Source organism: Coleofasciculus sp. FACHB-712 (assembly GCF_014695635.1).
GTDB lineage: Bacteria > Cyanobacteriota > Cyanobacteriia > Cyanobacteriales > FACHB-T130 > FACHB-T130.
Genome location: NZ_JACJOQ010000156.1, coordinates 1 through 18409, shown reverse-complemented (window position 1 = coordinate 18409; position 18409 = coordinate 1). Strand labels below are relative to the sequence as shown.

Below are 18409 nucleotides of genomic sequence, written 5' to 3'. Positions count from 1 at the left end.
TGGTCTTGGCTCAAGAGCCGCATCCGCAAACAACTCGACCAGTTTAATTGTTTGCGAGATGCAATCGAGCATGTCTTATGCTTGTCGTCCTAATTACCTTGGCGATTGCTATAAATACTCGATCTGAAACGAAGAGTGCGAACTGACTTTTTCTGCGCTAGGCTAACGCCTCGCTTCGCATGAGCGCGATCGCACTCTAGTCTTCAATGACTACCCTGGAATTAGAGTTCCCACCTTTTGACATGAAATCGATACGTTTCTTGCTGCTGCTGCTCATCCTGACTACAGTAGCCGCCTGTGACTCAACTCAGGCATCTCTCGACCCCCAGACAACCCAACCAAGCCAACAACCGACAGAAACTCCGGCACAGCCGAACCAACAGCTTTCCCAAGCGGCGCAGACCAACAACGTGGTGCGAACCGAACCACTCACACCCCAACCGATTCGCATCACCCTCGATAACTTACCCAAACCCTACGCCAGCGACAGTGCCTCCAACTCGCCCAATGTGGTGCCTATCCCGCAAAACCCCACCCTGCGCGTCCCGGCTGGTTTCGTCGTCAACGTTTTTGCCGATGGATTAGATGCACCCCGTTGGCTGGCACTCACCCCGAACGGTGACGTGTTAGTGACCGAAACGCGACAAAACCAGATTCGCTTGCTGCGCGACACTAACGGCGATGGTGTCGCTGATGTCCGCCAAACCTTCGCCAGTTCGCAAAATGGGGTAAATATCCCGTTTGGTATGACCTTTGCGGGCGGATCCTTCTTCCTCGGCAACACAGGCGAAGTCCGGCGGTATCCCTACACTCAAGGACAACAGCAACTTACCGGAACCGGCGAAAAAATCGCTGAATTAACCCCTGGCGGCTACAACCAGCACTGGACGCGCAACGTCGTTGCCTCACCCGATGGGCAAAAGCTTTATGTCTCAGTTGGGTCGGCATCCAACGCTTCAGAAGAACCCATCCCCCGCGCCTCAGTACAGGTGATGAACCTAGACGGTTCCAACCAGCAAACTTTTGCTTCCGGTTTACGGAACCCAGTCGGACTCGACTTTCACCCCACCACTGGCGAACTTTATACCGCCGTGAACGAACGAGACGGACTAGGCGACGACCTGGTACCCGACTACCTAACCCGCATCCAACAGGGAGAATTCTATGGCTGGCCTTACGCCTACCTGGCACCAAATCTCCTTGACCCGCGTCATCTGGTCAACGGAAAGAGCAAACGTCCCGACCTGGTAGCGAAAACAAAGACGCCCGACGTTCTGTTCCAAGCCCACTCGGCTGCTTTGGGATTGCAGTTTTATGACGGTAATACCTTTCCAGAAAAATACCGCAATGGCGCTTTTGTTGCCTTTCGCGGTTCCTGGAACCGCAACCAAGGCACCGGCTACAAAATTGTCTTTGCCCCCTTCTCTAACGGGCGTCCTCAGGGCTACTATGAAGACTTTCTCACTGGGTTCCTGCTAGACCCCTCTGTCCCAACCACCTGGGGGCGTCCGGTGGGGTTACTCGTGCTACCCGATGGGAGTTTGCTGCTGACGGAAGAAGCCAATAACCGGATTTACCGCATCCAGTATCGTGGCTCTTAAGTAGTTGTTAATCGCGGCTCAAAGAACTGCCCCATGCGCCCAAAACTCGTTAATCAATTTGCTGTCCTTAAGCCCGCGAAGGCGGGCTTGGTTTGTTTAGCTGCGACTTCAGCCGTCGGAGTGTTAACGCTTGGCTTACCAACCCCAGCCCAAGCGGCAAACTCCAAAGACTTGCAGAAGTTACTGACGCTGAAAACTTGCCCTGGATGTGACCTAAAAGATGCCCAACTCAGGGGGATTAACCTCAGAAACGCCGACTTGAAGAATGCCCAGCTTGACGGTGCGGATTTAACGGCGGCTGACCTTTCGGGCGCTAAGCTAGAGGGTGCCCAGCTCAACGGTGCCAAACTAACTGCCGCTAATTTGGAAAAAGCGAACTTGAGACAGGCAAAATTGGCGGCGGCGAATAAAATTGTTGCTGATTTAACAGACGCTAAATTGCGGGGGGCAAACTTATATGCAGCGAACCTCACGGGCGCTAAGCTAGAGCGTGCCCAGCTAGCCCAAACTCAACTGAATTTTGCTCAGTTAGTTGGTGCAAATCTCGGACAAGCGAATTTGATCGAAGCGAATCTTTCGGGTGCCAATTTAGGCGGGGCAAACCTAAAAGACGCTCAGATGCAAATTGTTAACTTAGCTGGTGCCAATCTGACAGGTGCCAAGTTGAATAATGCCCAGTTAGAGACTGCCAATATGGATAGTGTCAACTTGAGCAATGCTGATTTGAGTCAGGCTTCTTTGAATAATGCTGACTTGAATGGTGGAATTCTCACGGGTGCCAATCTGCAAAAAGGCTCGTTGACAGCAGCTAATTTCCAAAGTGCTACGCTCACAAATGCCAATTTGACGGGTGCCAATTTGACGGGTGCTGGTTTCAATCGTGCCAATTTGACGGGTGCTAAATTTAACGATGCTGATTTAACAAATGCCAAACTGCCGCTTGCCAATCTTACCAACGCTAATTTAGCGGGTGCTAACCTCCAGGATGCTTATCTGGATAGTACCAATCTCAACGGTGCTAATCTCAGCGGTGTAAACTTGCGTGGGGCGAATTTGCGGTCTGCCAATTTAAGCGGTGCGTCGATGATGGGTACCAACCTAGAAAGTGCCAATCTGACGAATGCTATTTTGACAGGAGCCAATTTGAGTTACACCAATTTCAGCAGTGCCGATCTCCGGGGTGCCAATTTAGGAAATACTAATCTGAGTTATGCCAACTTGACTCAAACAGATTTGGGTCAAGCTAGCTTAGCGAATGCCAACCTGACGGGTGCCAACTGGAAGGATGCTAAGCTCAAAGGTGTCATTGGATTGAATGGATATTGAGCGATCGCATTCTATCCCCATTGACTCTTTTGTTCTGATTTTGTGCATTCTATAGCGCGATCGCGCATGGCTACCAAGAGGGTGTTTTGGCAGTTCAATCGATACTCATTTCCTCAGTTGGCTAGCCTCCCATGAAACCAGGAATCCTCGCTGTTGCCCTGTTGATGCCTGTCTGCTTTGCAGTGCCGGTCAAAGCAGAGAATCCAGAACACGTTCAGAGATTATTAATTTATAAAGAATGCCAATTTTGTGACTTGAGCAATGTGAACTTAACTGGGTATGACCTCAGCGGTGCCAACTTGAAGGGTGCCAATCTACTCAATGCCAATCTCACCAGTGTCGTGCTAGCTGGAGCCGATCTTACAGCAGCCACCTTGGAAAATGCGAATTTGAACAATGCGGTTCTTAATGGCGCGAACCTCAGCGGTACGAAGATGCGGTTTGCGAACTTGCAGTATGCGAGTCTACAAGGAGTCAAAGCGAAGGAAGCATTTGACGTGACAGGTGCCGATCTCACCGGGACAATTATGCCTTCCGGTCTAGTTTACAAGCCGCTTGCTGAGGGTCAAAAGAAACCGGCACCTGAGACCGGGAAACCCCTCAACCAAGACCGAAGCGACCCGATAAACCCGTAAAATCAATAAGCTTTTTAGTATAATACCCACACAGTAGAGAGGGGAACCAGCTCCAAAGCCCTAATAGGAGTTGGAACAAATGTGATAGTATCCCTTTGCTTTCCTGTTACACGCAGTCCTCTTCTGTCCCTGAATTTTGCCCCATGCAACTGCGAAATCCCCAGCGCCGGACAAAAATTGTCGCAACGATTGGCCCTGCTACCAGTAGCCCAGAGGTCTTACGCGCTTTAATTGAAGCGGGTGCGACGACCCTGCGCCTCAACTTTTCTCATGGAACTCATGAAGACCATCAGCGGAGCATTCGCTTGATCCGCCAGATGGCTTTTGAACTGAATCAGCCGGTGGGCATTTTGCAAGACTTGCAAGGCCCGAAAATTCGTTTGGGACGGTTTGAAACGGGGTCTATCGTCCTGAATAAGGGCGATCGCTTCATCCTAACCAGTCACCCTGTCCCAGGCACCCAAGAAATTAGCTCTGTCACCTACGAACCTCTAGCAGATGAAGTCCCATCTGGGGCAATGATTCTCTTAGATGATGGCAAAGTGGAAATGCGGGTGGAGCAGGTAGACCGCACGGCGCGGGAATTGCACTGTCGCGTCGTCGTCGGCGGCCCACTTTCTAATAACAAAGGAGTGAATTTCCCAGGCGTCTATCTGTCAATTAAGGCGCTAACTGACAAAGACCGTAAAGACTTGATGTTTGGTCTTGACCAAGGCGTTGACTGGGTAGCGCTGAGCTTTGTCCGCAACCCCCAGGATGTGCTGGAAATTAAAGAGCTGATTTCTAGCGCTGGTAAGCAAGTGCCGGTGGTTGTCAAGATTGAAAAGCACGAAGCCATCGACCAAATGGAAGCGATTCTCTCGCTCAGCGATGGTGTCATGGTGGCTCGTGGTGACTTGGGCGTAGAATTGCCTGCGGAGGATGTCCCAATTCTGCAAAAGCGGCTGATTGCCACGGCGAATCAACTGGGGATTCCGGTGATTACGGCAACTCAGATGTTGGACAGCATGGTGAACAATCCCCGTCCCACCCGTGCTGAAATTTCCGATGTCGCCAATGCGATTTTGGACGGAACCGACGCCGTGATGCTCTCCAACGAGACAGCGGTGGGTAAATACGCCGTCGAAGCGGTGGAGACGATGGCGCGGATTGCCGTGCGGATCGAGCAAGAACAAATCGCCCGGAACGTCCGGGGCACCACTCGCTCGATCACGAATGCCATTAGTCAGGCGGTTGGTCAAATTTCTGAGCAGCTAGGGGCAGCTGCGATTATGTCGTTGACCAAAAGCGGTGCCACTGCTCGAAATGTTTCTAAGTTTCGACCCTCTACGCCCGTTCTGGCAGTCACTCCCCATGTGGACGTGGCGCGGCAGTTGCAGATGGTGTGGGGCGTGAAGCCGCTTCTAGTGCTGGATTTGCCTTCTGCGGGTCAGACGTTCCAAGCGGCAATCAATGTGGCGCTGGAGAAACAGCTGCTGGCTGAAGGAGATTTGGTGGTAATGACTGCCGGGACGCTCCAAGGTATCTCTGGTTCAACCGACCTGATTAAAGTTGAGGTGGTGACATCCATTCTTGGCAAGGGAATTGGGATTGGTCAGGGATCGGTGAGCGGTCGAGCGCGAGTGGCTCGTACTGCTAGAGAGGTGGGAAATTTCAATCATGGGGAAATTTTGGTAGTACCCGGCACAAATGCCGATTATGTGGAAGCAATTCGCAAGGCATCTGGGATTATTACTGAGGATGAAAGTCTAACCAGTCATGCGGCTGTGATTGGCTTACGCCTTGGGGTGCCGGTCATTGTGGGCGTCAAGAAGGCGACGGAAATGATTCGGGATGGGGCGATTTTGACCCTAGATATGCAACGGGGTCTGGTTTACTCTGGGGCGATGGCGGGGACTTCTCAGACGACTCCGGCACTGCCAGTTTAAGTGCGATCGCGTCTGTTTATCTCTCATAAGCGATCGCGCTTTCCCCCAAACCTTCACAATGAGGTAAAGAAAGCAAGGATTTAATTTTTACTACACGAGACCACAAAAAACATAACCTCCAGCCCCCTTCGCATCTCTCTTCCTGCTCCTAATCGGAGCGGGAAGAAGAAATTTTTTATCTGCAAGGGATCTTTCTCCCCTTCCCTTGCAGGGGAGGGGTTGGGGGAGAGGTTCCTCATTCAGCATGGACACTCTCAACTTTTTCACCGACTATCTAATTGCTAGCCTGCGCCTCTCAGTACCATTAGCCTTTGCTGCCCTTGGTGGACTTTTTTCCGAACGATCGGGAGTGCTAAATATTGGACTAGAAGGAATGTTACTCTCCGGGGCATTTGCGAGTGCAGCAGGAGCATTTTTTACCGGCAATGTTTGGCTGGGAATGGTGTTAGCAATCGTCGTCGGGGGATTGGTCGGACTGCTTCATGCTTATCTGTGCGTTACCTTGCGGGTCGATCAATTAGTATCTGGACTTGCCATCAATCTTACAGCAGCAGGATTAACTTCTTTCTGGTCGCGTGTCTTATTTAATAGCGGTCAGGCGCAGCAGCTACCAGGCATTCAAATCATCGGCATTCCCGGATTAAAGAATATTCCGATAATTGGGAATCTCCTCTTTAATCAAGACCCCTTAATTTACTTATTATTTCTGTTAGTTCCCCTGAGTACATACCTGCTATTTCGTACAAGTTTAGGCTTATCTTTACGCGCCGTTGGAGAATATCCCCGTGCTGCGGATATGGCTGGCGTTTCTGTCACCAAGTTGCGCTATGTTGCAGTCACTCTCAGCGGCTGTCTCGCCGGTTTAGGAGGAGCTTATCTAACATTAGTTCACGTCAGATTCTTTGTAGAGGATATGAGTGCAGGAAGAGGTTTTATCGCCCTTGCAGCTTTGATTTTTGGCAGATGGCATCCCGTCAGTACGGCTTTAGCTTGCTTGTTATTCGGTGCTACAGAAGCTTTGCAACTGCGAATTCAAGCCTTTAATCTGAATATTCCCTATCAATTTTTAGTAATGTTGCCTTATGTCATTGCCCTGTTGGCGCTAGTGGGATTAGCTGGAAAATCAACCCCTCCCGCAGCCCTCGGTGTTCCTTACATTCCCGAAAGTCGCGAACAATGAGTCGATATCAGTTAATTATTTTTGACTTTGATGGCACTTTAGCCATTACGCATCCGGCTATCATATCCTGCGTTATTAAAACCTTCCAGACATTTAACATCGACCCGCCAGATGAGGAACAGATTCGCTCAGTCATTGGCGTTACGCTTGCCGAGGCTTTCCCGATTTTCCATCCAGCGATCGCGCCCGAAGAAATTCCTACATGGATTCAAACTTACAGACACTTTTATCAAACAGAAGGTTTATTAAAAATCAATTTATTTTCGGGAGTGAAGCAAGTGATTCAAGCTGCATCCTCCGAGGGATTGAACTTAGCAATTGTTAGCGTCAAACACACTAAGTTTTTAAAGCTTGCCGTAGAAAAGCTAAAAATTAATACTGACTTCGATCTGGTTATTGGCGATGACGGACAAACGCCAACCAAACCGGATGCAAGATTATTCCACTCAGTCATCCAGCCAATTTATCCAGACATCCAAAGTAACGAAGTTTTAGTATTTGGCGACAGTCATGTAGACTTAATGTTTGCTAAAAATGCTGGATTAGATGCTTGTTGGGCTACTTATGGCTATGGCGATCGCGCAAAATGTTTACCACTCAACCCAACTTTTGTTGTTAACCAGATTTCCGAATTGATTTCAATCATCAAATCCTAAGTGCAAATCGCTACTTTGTCCCGTACAAGCGATCGCCTGCATCCCCAAGTCCTGGGACAATATAACCGTGTTCATCTAATTTTTCGTCAATTGCAGCCGTATAAATAGGCACGTCCGGGTGTTCGCGGCGTAAGTGTGCAATCCCCTCTGGTGCTGCCAGCAAGCACAAAAACTTGATTGACATCGGGCTAACTTCCTTAATTCTGTCAATCGCCGCGACGGCTGAATTTCCGGTTGCCAACATGGGATCGACAACCAAAATATCTCGCTGTTCAATATCATTCGGAACCTTGAAATAATACTCAATCGCTACATGAGTAGTCGGGTCGCGATATAAACCAATATGTCCGACTCTTGCGGAAGGAATCAGTTCCAAAATTCCATCTAAAATCCCCTGTCCTGCCCGCATAATTGAGACAATCACCATCTTCTTTTCAGCAGCCAGCATCGGTGCCAACATCGGGGCAATAGGCGTCTTAATTTCTTCATATTTTAGCGGTAAATCTCGCGTCACCTCGTAAGCTAACAACATCCCGATTTCTTTGAGGAGATTGCGAAATTTTCCTGTGCTAGTTTCCGTTTTCCGCATCAGGGTTAATTTATGTTGGATCAAGGGATGTTCGATTACAGTGACTTCAGCATTCATTAATAAATTCCTCTCGAAAGATGCACAAAGACAAAGCCTACCTACGCAGGCTCAAAAAATAAGCAAAAATTCCTTTTCACTTGAGTGCAATATATAAAAGAACCTCACCCCCAACCCCTCTCCGTGAACGGAGGGGGGGGAATATTTAACCCCTCTCCGTTTACAAGCAGGAGGGAATATTTAACCCCTCCCTGTTTACGGGGAGGGGCAGGGGTGGGGTTAAACCATACTGCATCCAATAGAGCATTGCTATATTCACCAGATAATTTCTATTAAAACACGGTTCCATCACTCGCAATTTCAATTGGAGGAACGCCGCCTTCTCGTAATTGTGCGGCAATTTTTCTCCCCGCACTCCAAGTTCCTCCTTGTAAAACTTTTACTAGGGGTAATTCATCAGCAGTCATATTCAGCTTTTGTCGAATCGTTGCGGCAATTTTATCTAACAAACTAACCGTTAAAGCCCTCCATTCTACAATTACCTCAGAACCTACTGGATGACGTTCCTGCAAAACTGCTGAATCTTTGACTTGTAACAATCCAGTATCTAGGCATAAACCGCCGTTACGATATTCGGGCAAACCTGTAAGTTCCTCTAGCCCAGTGATTTTTAAATCGAGTTCCTGAACAGGTTCTAAAAGAGAATAAGTTAACCACTGGGAGAGTTTGTGAAACGGCACATAATTGTCGCTTTTCTTATCTCCCGATAAAGCTGAATGAATCCAGACATCGCCTAAGTTTACCCCAGCGATCGCAAGTCTCCCCGACCAAATTTCCCCTAACCCCTCCAAAACTGCACTCAACACCTTACTCGCAGCCAGTTGTCCATGATTGCTGCTATCCCACAAATAATTGACTAGATTGCCAAGACGCGGGCTTTCGGTGCCAAAAAACTTAGGATTTTGAGCGAGGACTTGTCCCAAACGCTGTAGCAGCTGAACGCGCCCTTCCACCCCAACCAGCGGATTTTTTTCACTAACTTGGAAACCTTGCACTAAAGCGTCTTCTGTTAACTGTAGGAGTCCATCAGCATCTACCTGTAATGGTGATTTCGAGTGACTAGAGAAAGCACCTTGAAAAAACATTCGGAAGCTAGCCACGGCTAAGCCTTCCGAACGCCGAAACACTTGTCCCGTTTCTGGTTCGCAATACTGCCAATGAGTGCCCGCGCCTGCATCCAGTAAAACGCTAACAATCGCTAAATCAAACTTAACTTTCGCTTTTTCTAATCCAGTCAGTCTCGTTAAAGCTTGTTCGAGTTCCAAAAGACGAGGCACATTTCCAACTTCAAAATGTCGCCAGCGGCTGTGAAAAGGAATGTCGAGATCGGGATAGTCATCGCGCATTACCCCGATGACATAATCAGCGCATTTCTCTAACTGGGTTAAATCAACTCGAAAGTAACGCAGTTTGTCTTCACAGCCTAAAAGAAAGAGGCGATCGCATCTTTCCCGAATTGCCGCCGGACTCCTCAAATATGCGATCGCTTCCCGTTCAGAATTGCTCATAAACAATAAAAACGCAAAGATTAACTTTGCGTACCTTTGCGTAAACCTTTGCGTACCTTTGCGTTAAAAAACCTAATCCCCTAAACCCCGTCCCTTAATTTCTGCCAGAGTTGTCGCAGTGGGCACCTCTCCCGGCGTGTAGTAACCAGCAGCTTGCTTGGCAGCAATTTCCACCCACGCATCTTCTGGAATCCAATCATCGGGAATCGGGATGCGTTGGATTACCTCGATACCAGAATTTGTAATCGCGTTGTATTTCATATCACTCATCGACACCAAGCGGTCAATTCGCGTAATTCCTAGCCAATGCAACACATCCGGCATCAGTTCTTGAAACCGCATATCTTGAAGTCCCGCCACGCATTCAGTCCGGGCAAAATAGGCATCTGCGCGATCGCCTCCTTCCTGACGCTTCCGGGCATTGTAAACTAAAAATTTAGTTACTTCGCCCAAGGCACGACCTTCTTTGCGGAAATAGACAATCACCCCTGCGCCGCCTGCTTGTGCCGTCTGGACGCAGACTTCAATGCCATGCACCAGATAAGGGCGACAAGTGCAAATATCGGAACCAAACACATCTGAACCGTTGCATTCATCGTGTACCCGCACGGCAAGCAGTCGGTTGGGATCTGTAATTGCGGCGACATCGCCAATCAGATAAATCGTCGTGCCGCCAATCGGTGGTAAGAATACGTGTAAATCTGGGCGCGTTACCAATTCTGGGAACATCCCGCCTGTTTGCTGGAAGAGAATGCGACGTAAATCGCTTTCTTCAATGTTGAGTCGCTTGGCAATCCCTGGTAAATACCAGACTGGATCGATTGCGACCTTTGTGACGACTAAATTACCGTTACTTTTGATAATTTGACCATCAACTTGCAAGCGCCCTTTTGCCACAGAATCTTGCAATTCCGGCATATTAATGTGAGCTTTGGTGACAGCAATGGTAGGGCGAATATCGTACCCCTCTTCATAAAATGAAGGGTAAACTTCACCCACAATTGCTCCAAATGGATCGAGTGAGACAATTTTGTTCGCATCTGCCCAACTGGGATATGGCCCAATGTGGACAACCGGAGAAGTATTGGTTAAATCGGCGCGGTGATTTGCCTGGAGTGCGCCAGATGCGATCGCAAGTGCCCGATAAACGCCATAAGATCCCGAATGCGTGCCAATTGCATTCCGTTGATTTGGGTTCGCTAATGTCCCAATAATGGGTCCTCGTTTAATCGGATCGCTTTCTCCCCAATGAACGGAAACGGATTTTTTACCCGATTTACCGGGATGGGATGTTAAAACAATATGCTTATGCGAAGATACTTTTTTTGGGTTTTCCATAAATAGCTCACAAGATGCACTCAAGATGTCGTCTAGGGCAATCTACGCAGGGAATTGGAAATAAGCTCTCATCATAGCAAGGGGATTTTGGCTCTCGGAGTATCCTGCACAGCCAAATCTGTTTGTGGTTGCTACCCTTTCATTTAGTATTATTTGCTACAAACTTATACAATTTCCAGATTTTTAAATTAACTTAATAGAAATCTAATCCTATCGCTATACTTCCATGAATTCATCTATACAAACGTTTGTGCTTAACTTTTTTCCCCTGAGTTTTTTAGAGAATTTTTAGCCCTAGTTAGGCTGTATGAGTAAGTTCGAGCGGCGCGATCGCGGCAGACGATCCCCGCACTACAATACAACGCCCATACAGAGAAATCATGCTTAACCGAGAATTACTATATTGTCAAGAATATTCACGAAAAAACCGCTAGAGAAAACTCCCCAGCGGTTGCGGCTTGGCTTTATTGATAATACAAACTTTACCGAGCATCAAAAAAGCGCAAAGGACCATAACCTAAAAATTGCTTTTCGGGTTTATCGCCTGTAGGAAACGCTGACACGCCAAAGTTATATATCCCAGAAACACTAGGATTTTCAAAGGGTCCAATGGCAACCGTTACAGTTTGACCGGGTTGAATTGGGGGATCGAATACTAGGTCAACTTCCTGAGTTTTTTTGTCAACTTTTACTTCGCCCAACTTACAATTCTCTTTGGGTTTCTCATTGAGAAACGCTTTAGTTCTGGCAGAATCGAATTCAACTAAATTGCCACCATTTTGACGAATTGTTACTCGATTTAAAGATTGAGACGCCGTTTTTGGTAAGTTAAAAGTGAAGTAATAGCTTGCGCCTCTGAACCGGACGCTGGCTTGACTCGTTCTGGTATTACTTAATTGAAAAGGAACACCAAAAGAACTTCTGCCATTTGAGAATTGAATCGCCTGCGCTGATGGATTGTTTACTCCAGAAGCGCCGACGCCAAAGGTAAGAGTGCCTGCAATTAATGCCAGAGACAATTGCTTAAGACGCTTCATTGTTGTGACCTCCTAGGGGTGCGAGTGTCTGGTAGATGCGATTCAGGAACTTGGAAAGCTGTTCTAAAGGGAGAGCCATTTACGGCAAAGCGATCGCGTATATCATCTTCAACAATTATTCATGAAAATGATAAGTAACAATGCTACCTAAGAAGGATGCTTTATCTTTCTTACCTTTTTTATAGCAAAGAATTTTAAAAGTAGCTCCGCCTTGAACATATAATTTTAAACCTTCATTTAAGATTTGAGCGATCGCTCCTAATAATTCCCTTCAGATTTGTGCAGTTCTCATTCGCCGCTTCTAAGTTTACAGAATGTCAATAACTGCATCAAATCAGCTAAAAATCGGAAAATAATAGATAAAATCAAGCTACAGATTAATTTTTAAAGCGCGGTTGAGCAAAGCTGAGAACAACCGAGTTTTAACCTAACTACAAAAGATTTTGAAAAACTAGGGAGTTTTTCACAGGTTGTCTTTGCCGACTCAGCGCTTTCACCAGCGTGTATACAGGTGTGCGGAGGAACTATGTTTAAGCTATTCCGGGCTTTAGGACTTGGTATAGGCATCTGGGGTGTCGCTTTGCTATTGTGCAATCGTGCCGTTGCTATAGAAGCGATCGCCACAGAAATTGCCAATACCGAACCTAATACCACTTCCTTAGAAACAATTGCCTCATCTACCCCAGAAACCCAGGAGTCACCAGGAGCAAACAGCACCGAGCTTTCACCAATAGATATCAGCATAGATGTCAGTTCAGTTGCCGTTCTATCTGAGCCGACTCGTGCCGCTACCGATACAAATTTACCGGAAGCGCCAGTTATTGAATCAGTTATTGAAACCGGGTTAGGCGAAAAAGCGACAACAATAGCGCAAACCCCCGACGACTTGGAGCCAACCAGCCTAGATGAGCTAGAAGCTGACTCGATGGAGCAAGTCACTTCCGTCACTCAACTTTCCGATGTGCAGCCGACAGACTGGGCATTCCAGGCGCTGGAATCCCTAGTCGAGCGCTATGGTTGCATTGCAGGTTATCCCGACAGCACCTTTAGAGGCAACCGCGCACTCAGTCGCTATGAATTTGCCGCCGGATTGAATGCGTGTCTCAATCGAATCAATCAACTCATTCAAACCTCAACTGGCGAACTTGCGAGCCAAGAAGATTTAGCGACGCTGCAACGATTGCAAACCGAATTTGCACCAGAACTCGCAACCTTGTTAACTCGTGTCGGTAACTTAGAGGCATCCGTTACTCAGTTAGAAGAACAACGCTTTTCCACGACAACTCGACTCCGGGGAGAAATCCTGTTTGCCGTCAGTGGAGTGGGTGGCGGCGAAATCAACAACCAGGATGTCGATGCGAATGTTGTCCTCAGCAACCGAGTTGAATTGAATTTTGATACCAGTTTCTCTGGTCAAGACTTGTTGAGAACCCGATTAGCGGCTCAAAATACGCCTAACTTTGCAGAAGTCACGGGAACCAACTTTGCCAAACTCTCATTCACCGGAAACAACGAGAATGACATTCAACTTGGCGCACTGTTCTATCGGTATCCGGTGACAGAGCAAGCGATCGTTTACTTTGGACTGATCGGGATTGGCTTTGGTGATTTTACGCCTACCCTCAATCCCTATGTCAACAATTCTCTTCTTGCTGCCGTTTCTAACTTTGCCGGAGAATCGCAGCTATTTGGCCTGAATGGAGGCACGGGGTTTGGTTTAGAATATCGCATTAGTCGAGCGGTGCGGCTGTCTTTGGGATATCTCGCATCGAACACCAATCAAGCGGAAACGGGTCTATTTGGGGGTCGTTACGGCGCGATCGCTCAAGTCACTTTATATCCTACAGACAGTCTGAGTGTGGGTTTGACTTATATTCATTCTTATAACATCGTCACTGGCAAAGGCAGTCGTAACGCCGAAGACCCCTTTAATGGTGCGGCTCTTTCTACCAATGCTTATGGATTACAAGCCTCTTATCAAGTCTCCCCTAACTTCAACATTTCTGGCTGGACGGGGTTAATTAATGCTCGTGCCGAATCCGAACCGAATAAAGGTAGCGATGCCAAAATCTTTACGTGGGCTTTAAGCTTTGCTTTACCCGATGTCGGTGGACTCGGTAATCTGCTCGGATTCGTGATTGGTCAACCGCCTAAAGCGATTGAAAATGATGTTGTTGGGCGCGAAGATCCCGATACCTCCTTACATTTAGAAGCCTTTTACCGCTATCAAATCACTGATAATATTGCGATTACCCCAGGATTTTTTGTAGTCACAAATCCCGAACACAATGCTAACAACGATCTAATTTATGTCGGCACCGTCCGCACCAGTTTTGTGTTTTAAGAAAGTGTTTTAATCCTGTTACCATTCTGAGCATTACCGAAACGCGATCGCGTTTTGGTGCGTAGCACAGGCAAGTTCCGGAGAGCGTTAGCAGGTGTAGAGGGTATGGCAAAGAAAAAGCCCACACCCAAGCAGGTGTTGCCCGAACATCAGAACCGCTATATATTCCACTCAGAAATGTTATATAGCCCAATAGTTCTCGAATCAGGCAAACCTGACCCCCTCACCCCATTCCTAGTAGGAAATGGGGATGAACTCTTCGCTCCTCTCCGTCAACGGAGAGGGGTTGGGGGTGAGGTTAACTGAGAAATGCTATATACCCAGCTTTAGCAAAGAGCTAGGGAATTAAGTCCCTAGCTCTTTGACCGAGTCAAACTAAAATTTTTTCTGATTGCATAATGAACCTTTACGGGTTCCTAACGCCCAACCGCAAGCGGTTGCCGTCTAAAAACAGCATCCCCCGTCTGCACATCAAACCAGTGGATATTCTGAAGTGGCAATGCCAGTGTTATATCTTCGCCACTCCAGCGCCGATCCGTCGGTAACAAGGTACGAATTGTCGTGGGTTCGCTAGCAGAACCCTCAACCCGCACGCTTACTAAGTTGTTCATCCCCAAGTTTTCTACCAAAAACACCCGGCCCCGAACGGTGTTTCTATCTTCAGGTTGTGCAATGCGAACATTTTCCGGACGAATCCCCAACACAATCTGCGGCGGCACGGTTGGAACTTCCGGCAGCGGGATTCTATGATTCCCTAGCATGGCGGAATTTCCCTGGCAAGGCAGCGTTAACAAATTCATCTGGGGACTGCCCACAAACCCCGCCACAAATAGATTTGCCGGATTATTATAAATACGTTCGGGGGGGTCAAGTTGCTGCACATCGCCCTTGTTGAGAACAGCGACTTTGCTAGAAAGCGTCATCGCTTCTGTCTGGTCGTGGGTGACGTAAACAACTGGAACGTGTTGAGATTCAAATAATTGCTTAATTTCAGCCCTGACGTTTTCCCGCAACAGCGCATCCAAGTTACTGAGGGGTTCATCTAATAAAAAGACATGAGGGCGGCGTACCAAAGCCCGTGCTAGGGCGACCCGCTGCCGTTGTCCGCCAGACATTTGACCCGGTTTACGGCTCATTAATTCATCTAATCCCAATACTCTTGAAGCTTCTGCCACCCGTTGTTTAATTTCGTCAGAGGGTGTTTTTTGCAGTTTGAGACCAGAACCGATATTCTCGTAAACCGTCATGTGAGGATAAAGGGCATAGCTTTGAAATACCATTGCAATGTCGCGATCGCCCGGTCGCAAGTTTGTGACATCTTTATCCCCGATCGAGACCCGACCGCGAGTGGGTTCTTCCAAACCTGCAATCAACCGCAGAATGGTAGATTTACCGCATCCAGAAGGTCCAAGTAACGTGAGAAACTCACCATCTTCTACGCTCAAGCTAACGTCTTTGACCGGGATGACTTTCGGATTATAGGTTTTATTTAAGTTTCGGAGTTCGAGTCTAGCCATGATTTTAAACAGGTTGAAGGTTGAAAGTTGCAGAAAGTTGAAGGTTGAAAGTTTTTTTACCTCGGTTTCTGGCTCAGTCTGAGAAAAGGGATGATTTTTAAGGTTGAGTGATTCATTCATCACTCAAAACTCAAAATTCATCCCTTTATCCTTTAACAGCACCCGCTGTTAAACCTTGGACAATCTTGCGCTGGAAGAACAACACCAGTAAAACTAGGGGCAAAGTTCCCAAGACCGTTGCCGCAGCAATTGGCCCGTATGGAATTTCAAATAGGGACGCACCGCCTAATTGAGCCGCCCCAACCGGAATCGTCTTCATATCTTCACGAGTAATAAAGGTGAGGGCGAAGATAAACTCGTTCCAAGCAAAAATAAAGGTGAGAATTCCAGTCGTGACCAAAGCCGGAACCGTCATCGGCAGTAAGATTTGCGTCAGCATTTGGAACGTATTATAGCCATCGACTTTAGCAGCATCTTCCAAATCTTTTGGCAATTGCTCGAAAAAGCTTCGCAGCACTAAAATCGTCAACGGTAAATTGATGGCAGTATAAGGAATTATCAGCGCCAAATAGTTGTTACCCAAGCGAAATGCCTGGACAATTTCTAACAGTCCCAAGAACAACAAAATTCCAGGGAATAAAGTAATGATGAGGACACCGGCGAGGATAACTTTGCCGCCCCGAAGATGCAATCGTGCCAGAGCGTAAGCAGCGGGTGCCCCAATCGCTAAAGCCAGAGCAGTGGAAGTAATCGAGACGAAGGCACTATTTAAGATGTAGCGCCAAAATGGACGACGAACGAATAACTCAATGTAGTGAGCGAGGGTATATCGAGTGGGAAAATAGACCGTGGGAACGGCAGCAATATCCTCATTGACCTTGAAAGAAGTCAGCAATTGCCATAAAACTGGCGCTAGGCAGAAGATTACTACCAGGGCAACTGCCAGGGGCATTAAGATTTTTTTCCAGGAAAACTTTTTCCCCTTGGTTGGGGTTGGAGCGGTTGGGCGTTCTTGGGGAATGACAGTCATAACTTAAGTGGCTCCTGAAGTTTTGGCACGAGAGCGACTGAGCAAGAAACTAGCGATCGCTACTGCTACAATCAGCAACGTAAAGGTCACTACCACCAGCGCCGCACCATAACCAAAGTCTAAGTAGCGCATCACGGTGGAGTAGATGTACAGCGAGACCACTTCCGTCGAACCTCCAGGCCCGCCACCTGTCATCACCGCAATCAAGTCGAAAATCCCGAAAGATTGGGCAAATCTAAATAGCAGTGCAATTAAGATTTGCGGCATCAGCAACGGTAGCGTAATTCTAGTGAAGTTTTGCCAAGGGGTTGCTCCATCAATCGAATGGGCTTCGTAGAGGTCAGGCGAAATCGACTGCAACCCAGCCAAGAGCAGAATGCTGATAAACGGCGTGGTTTTCCAAACATCGGCAAAGATCACCGCCATCAATGCCAGCGTTGGATCTCCCAGCCAGTTAATCCCACCTTCTATGAGACCGACTCGCCGAAGGATGTCGTTGACAACGCCAAACTGGTCGTTAAAAATCCAACCCCAGGCAAGACCGATCAGAGCAGTCGGTAATGCCCACGGTAAGATAGCCGTCGTTCGTACCAAGCTTCTTCCCCGAAATTTCTGAGTCAGAACCAGAGCGATTCCCAGCCCTAGCAATAGCTCGATGATAACGGCTGAGGTAGTGAAGACTGTTGTTGTCCAGAAACTCTGCCAGAAACGACCATCCCCCGCCATCCGCCCGTAATTATCCAGACCCACGAAGACAGGTTGCAACTCGGTTCCTAGGTTCTTCGTAAACAAACTCAACCAGAATGCCCGGACAATCGGGTAGCCATAGACCAATAACAGGACAAGCAAGGCAGGCAGTAGTAAGATCCAGCCCGTGCGTTGTTCCCGACCTCGGATTGTATTCAGGTTCATCATGAAGTCAAAGGTAAAAATTCAAAAGACTAACTCTTAAACAAGTAAAAAGTCCAAGGTGAAAAGGCAAAAGAAACCGCAAATGATGCAATTGTTTTGATTGACTTTTGCCTTTTACAGGGTTGCCTGGTTATGCCGACGGTTTCGCTTGACCCGCGTTGAGGAGTCGGCGCGTTTCATTCGCGGCAGATTGCATTGCTTTTTCCGGACTCGTTCGGTTGGTGAGTGCGGCACTGAGGTAGCGTTGCAAAATATCAGAGGCTTGGGCATATTGTGCAATCGGCGGACGTAAGACGGCTTTTTGCACCACCTCTAAAATCTGCGGGTAGTGGGGGTATTTAGCGACAATCTGTGGGTCTGTAAATAATGCCCGTCGGCTGGGCAGATAGCCCTCTTTCAATATGAATTGCCGCTGTGTTTCTTCACTGGTAAAGTATTGAATCGCTTTCCAGGCTTCCTCTGGATGTCGAGAGGATTTAGAAATTCCAAAACCCCACCCGCCTAGGCAAGCCGCCCCACTTTGACCGGCGGCGTGAACCATCGGTTTAATCCCGATTTTTCCCTTGATTGGCGAAGTCTCTTCATTCGCTAAGGGCCAGACATAAGGCCAACTTCTTAAAAACGCTGCCTGACCGTTTTGGAAGAAGCGTCGGGTATCTTCTTCGTGGTAGGTTGTCACCCCAGGCGGGGCAATACCCTCCTGAACGGTGCTACGCAAAAACTCGATGGCTCTTAAGGATTCCGGTCGATC

Annotated in this window: 16 protein-coding genes and 1 pseudogene; 9 read left to right on the top strand and 8 right to left on the bottom strand. The window is 47.8% G+C overall.

Translation table 11 applies throughout. The annotated features are described in order from the left end of the window. The 7 genes and pseudogenes from H6F50_RS26900 to H6F50_RS04215 all read left to right on the top strand — a co-directional run. Nucleotides 1-93: pseudogene (locus H6F50_RS26900) on the top strand (IS630 family transposase); the annotation flags it as partial. Between the two features lie 149 nt (nucleotides 94-242). Then, complete coding sequence (locus H6F50_RS04240) at nucleotides 243-1601, top strand: sorbosone dehydrogenase family protein (protein ID WP_190426669.1); 1359 nt, start codon at nucleotides 243-245, stop codon at nucleotides 1599-1601. 33 nt (nucleotides 1602-1634) lie between these two features. Continuing rightward, complete coding sequence (locus H6F50_RS04235) at nucleotides 1635-2927, top strand: pentapeptide repeat-containing protein (protein ID WP_190426667.1); 1293 nt, start codon at nucleotides 1635-1637, stop codon at nucleotides 2925-2927. Between the two features lie 131 nt (nucleotides 2928-3058). Beyond that, complete coding sequence (locus tag H6F50_RS04230) at nucleotides 3059-3562, top strand: pentapeptide repeat-containing protein (protein WP_190411447.1); 504 nt, start codon at nucleotides 3059-3061, stop codon at nucleotides 3560-3562. A gap of 143 nt (nucleotides 3563-3705) precedes the next feature. Continuing rightward, on the top strand, nucleotides 3706-5490 hold the full coding sequence (pyk, locus tag H6F50_RS04225; RefSeq protein WP_190426665.1) for a pyruvate kinase: 1785 nt from the start codon (nucleotides 3706-3708) through the stop codon (nucleotides 5488-5490). Between the two features lie 244 nt (nucleotides 5491-5734). Continuing rightward, complete coding sequence (locus tag H6F50_RS04220) at nucleotides 5735-6670, top strand: ABC transporter permease (RefSeq protein ID WP_190426662.1); 936 nt, start codon at nucleotides 5735-5737, stop codon at nucleotides 6668-6670. Then, nucleotides 6667-7326 carry an HAD family hydrolase gene (locus H6F50_RS04215; RefSeq protein ID WP_190426660.1) on the top strand — a complete coding sequence of 220 codons (660 nt, stop codon included), beginning with the start codon at nucleotides 6667-6669 and terminating at the stop codon, nucleotides 7324-7326. Before H6F50_RS04220 ends, H6F50_RS04215 begins: the two co-directional genes overlap by 4 nt. Nucleotides 7327-7336: 10 nt before the next feature. Here the strand turns inward: H6F50_RS04215 and upp are convergent, their stop codons facing one another. The 4 genes from upp to H6F50_RS04195 all read right to left on the bottom strand — a co-directional run bounded on the left by upp (nucleotide 7337) and on the right by H6F50_RS04195 (nucleotide 11855). Then, nucleotides 7337-7972: a uracil phosphoribosyltransferase gene (gene upp / locus H6F50_RS04210; RefSeq protein WP_190426659.1), complete on the bottom strand. Its 636-nt coding sequence runs from the start codon at nucleotides 7970-7972 to the stop codon at nucleotides 7337-7339. 272 nt (nucleotides 7973-8244) lie between these two features. Further along, nucleotides 8245-9480: a URC4/urg3 family protein gene (locus H6F50_RS04205; RefSeq protein ID WP_190426655.1), complete on the bottom strand. Its 1236-nt coding sequence runs from the start codon at nucleotides 9478-9480 to the stop codon at nucleotides 8245-8247. 72 nt (nucleotides 9481-9552) lie between these two features. Next, the gene (locus H6F50_RS04200; protein WP_190426653.1) at nucleotides 9553-10818 is read right to left on the bottom strand and encodes a GTP cyclohydrolase II; all 1266 of its coding nucleotides are present in this window, start codon (nucleotides 10816-10818) and stop codon (nucleotides 9553-9555) included. Nucleotides 10819-11300: 482 nt separating this feature from the next. After that, nucleotides 11301-11855, bottom strand: coding sequence for a DUF2808 domain-containing protein (locus H6F50_RS04195; protein WP_190411440.1), 555 nt, complete (start codon nucleotides 11853-11855; stop codon nucleotides 11301-11303). A 526-nt stretch (nucleotides 11856-12381) separates the two neighbouring features. Here H6F50_RS04195 and H6F50_RS04190 point away from each other — a divergent pair. Together H6F50_RS04190 and H6F50_RS04185 are read left to right on the top strand one after the other, a co-directional pair. Then, nucleotides 12382-14199: an iron uptake porin gene (locus H6F50_RS04190; RefSeq protein WP_199291988.1), complete on the top strand. Its 1818-nt coding sequence runs from the start codon at nucleotides 12382-12384 to the stop codon at nucleotides 14197-14199. A 105-nt stretch (nucleotides 14200-14304) separates the two neighbouring features. Continuing rightward, nucleotides 14305-14505 (top strand): hypothetical protein, encoded by a 201-nt coding sequence (locus H6F50_RS04185; protein ID WP_190426651.1) that lies wholly within the window; start codon nucleotides 14305-14307, stop codon nucleotides 14503-14505. A 110-nt stretch (nucleotides 14506-14615) separates the two neighbouring features. On the opposite strand, the gene H6F50_RS04180 is transcribed toward H6F50_RS04185, so the two are convergent. The 4 genes from H6F50_RS04180 to H6F50_RS04165 form a co-directional block, all read right to left on the bottom strand. Then, on the bottom strand, nucleotides 14616-15716 hold the full coding sequence (locus tag H6F50_RS04180; RefSeq protein ID WP_190426672.1) for an ABC transporter ATP-binding protein: 1101 nt from the start codon (nucleotides 15714-15716) through the stop codon (nucleotides 14616-14618). 145 nt (nucleotides 15717-15861) lie between these two features. Next, nucleotides 15862-16668, bottom strand: a complete 807-nt coding sequence (locus tag H6F50_RS04175; RefSeq protein ID WP_242028893.1) for a carbohydrate ABC transporter permease — start codon at nucleotides 16666-16668, stop codon at nucleotides 15862-15864. 81 nt (nucleotides 16669-16749) lie between these two features. Continuing rightward, nucleotides 16750-17661: an ABC transporter permease subunit gene (locus H6F50_RS04170; RefSeq protein ID WP_190426649.1), complete on the bottom strand. Its 912-nt coding sequence runs from the start codon at nucleotides 17659-17661 to the stop codon at nucleotides 16750-16752. 127 nt (nucleotides 17662-17788) lie between these two features. Continuing rightward, nucleotides 17789-18409 (bottom strand): extracellular solute-binding protein (locus H6F50_RS04165; RefSeq protein WP_190426647.1); only part of this gene is annotated, 621 nt, incomplete at its 5' end.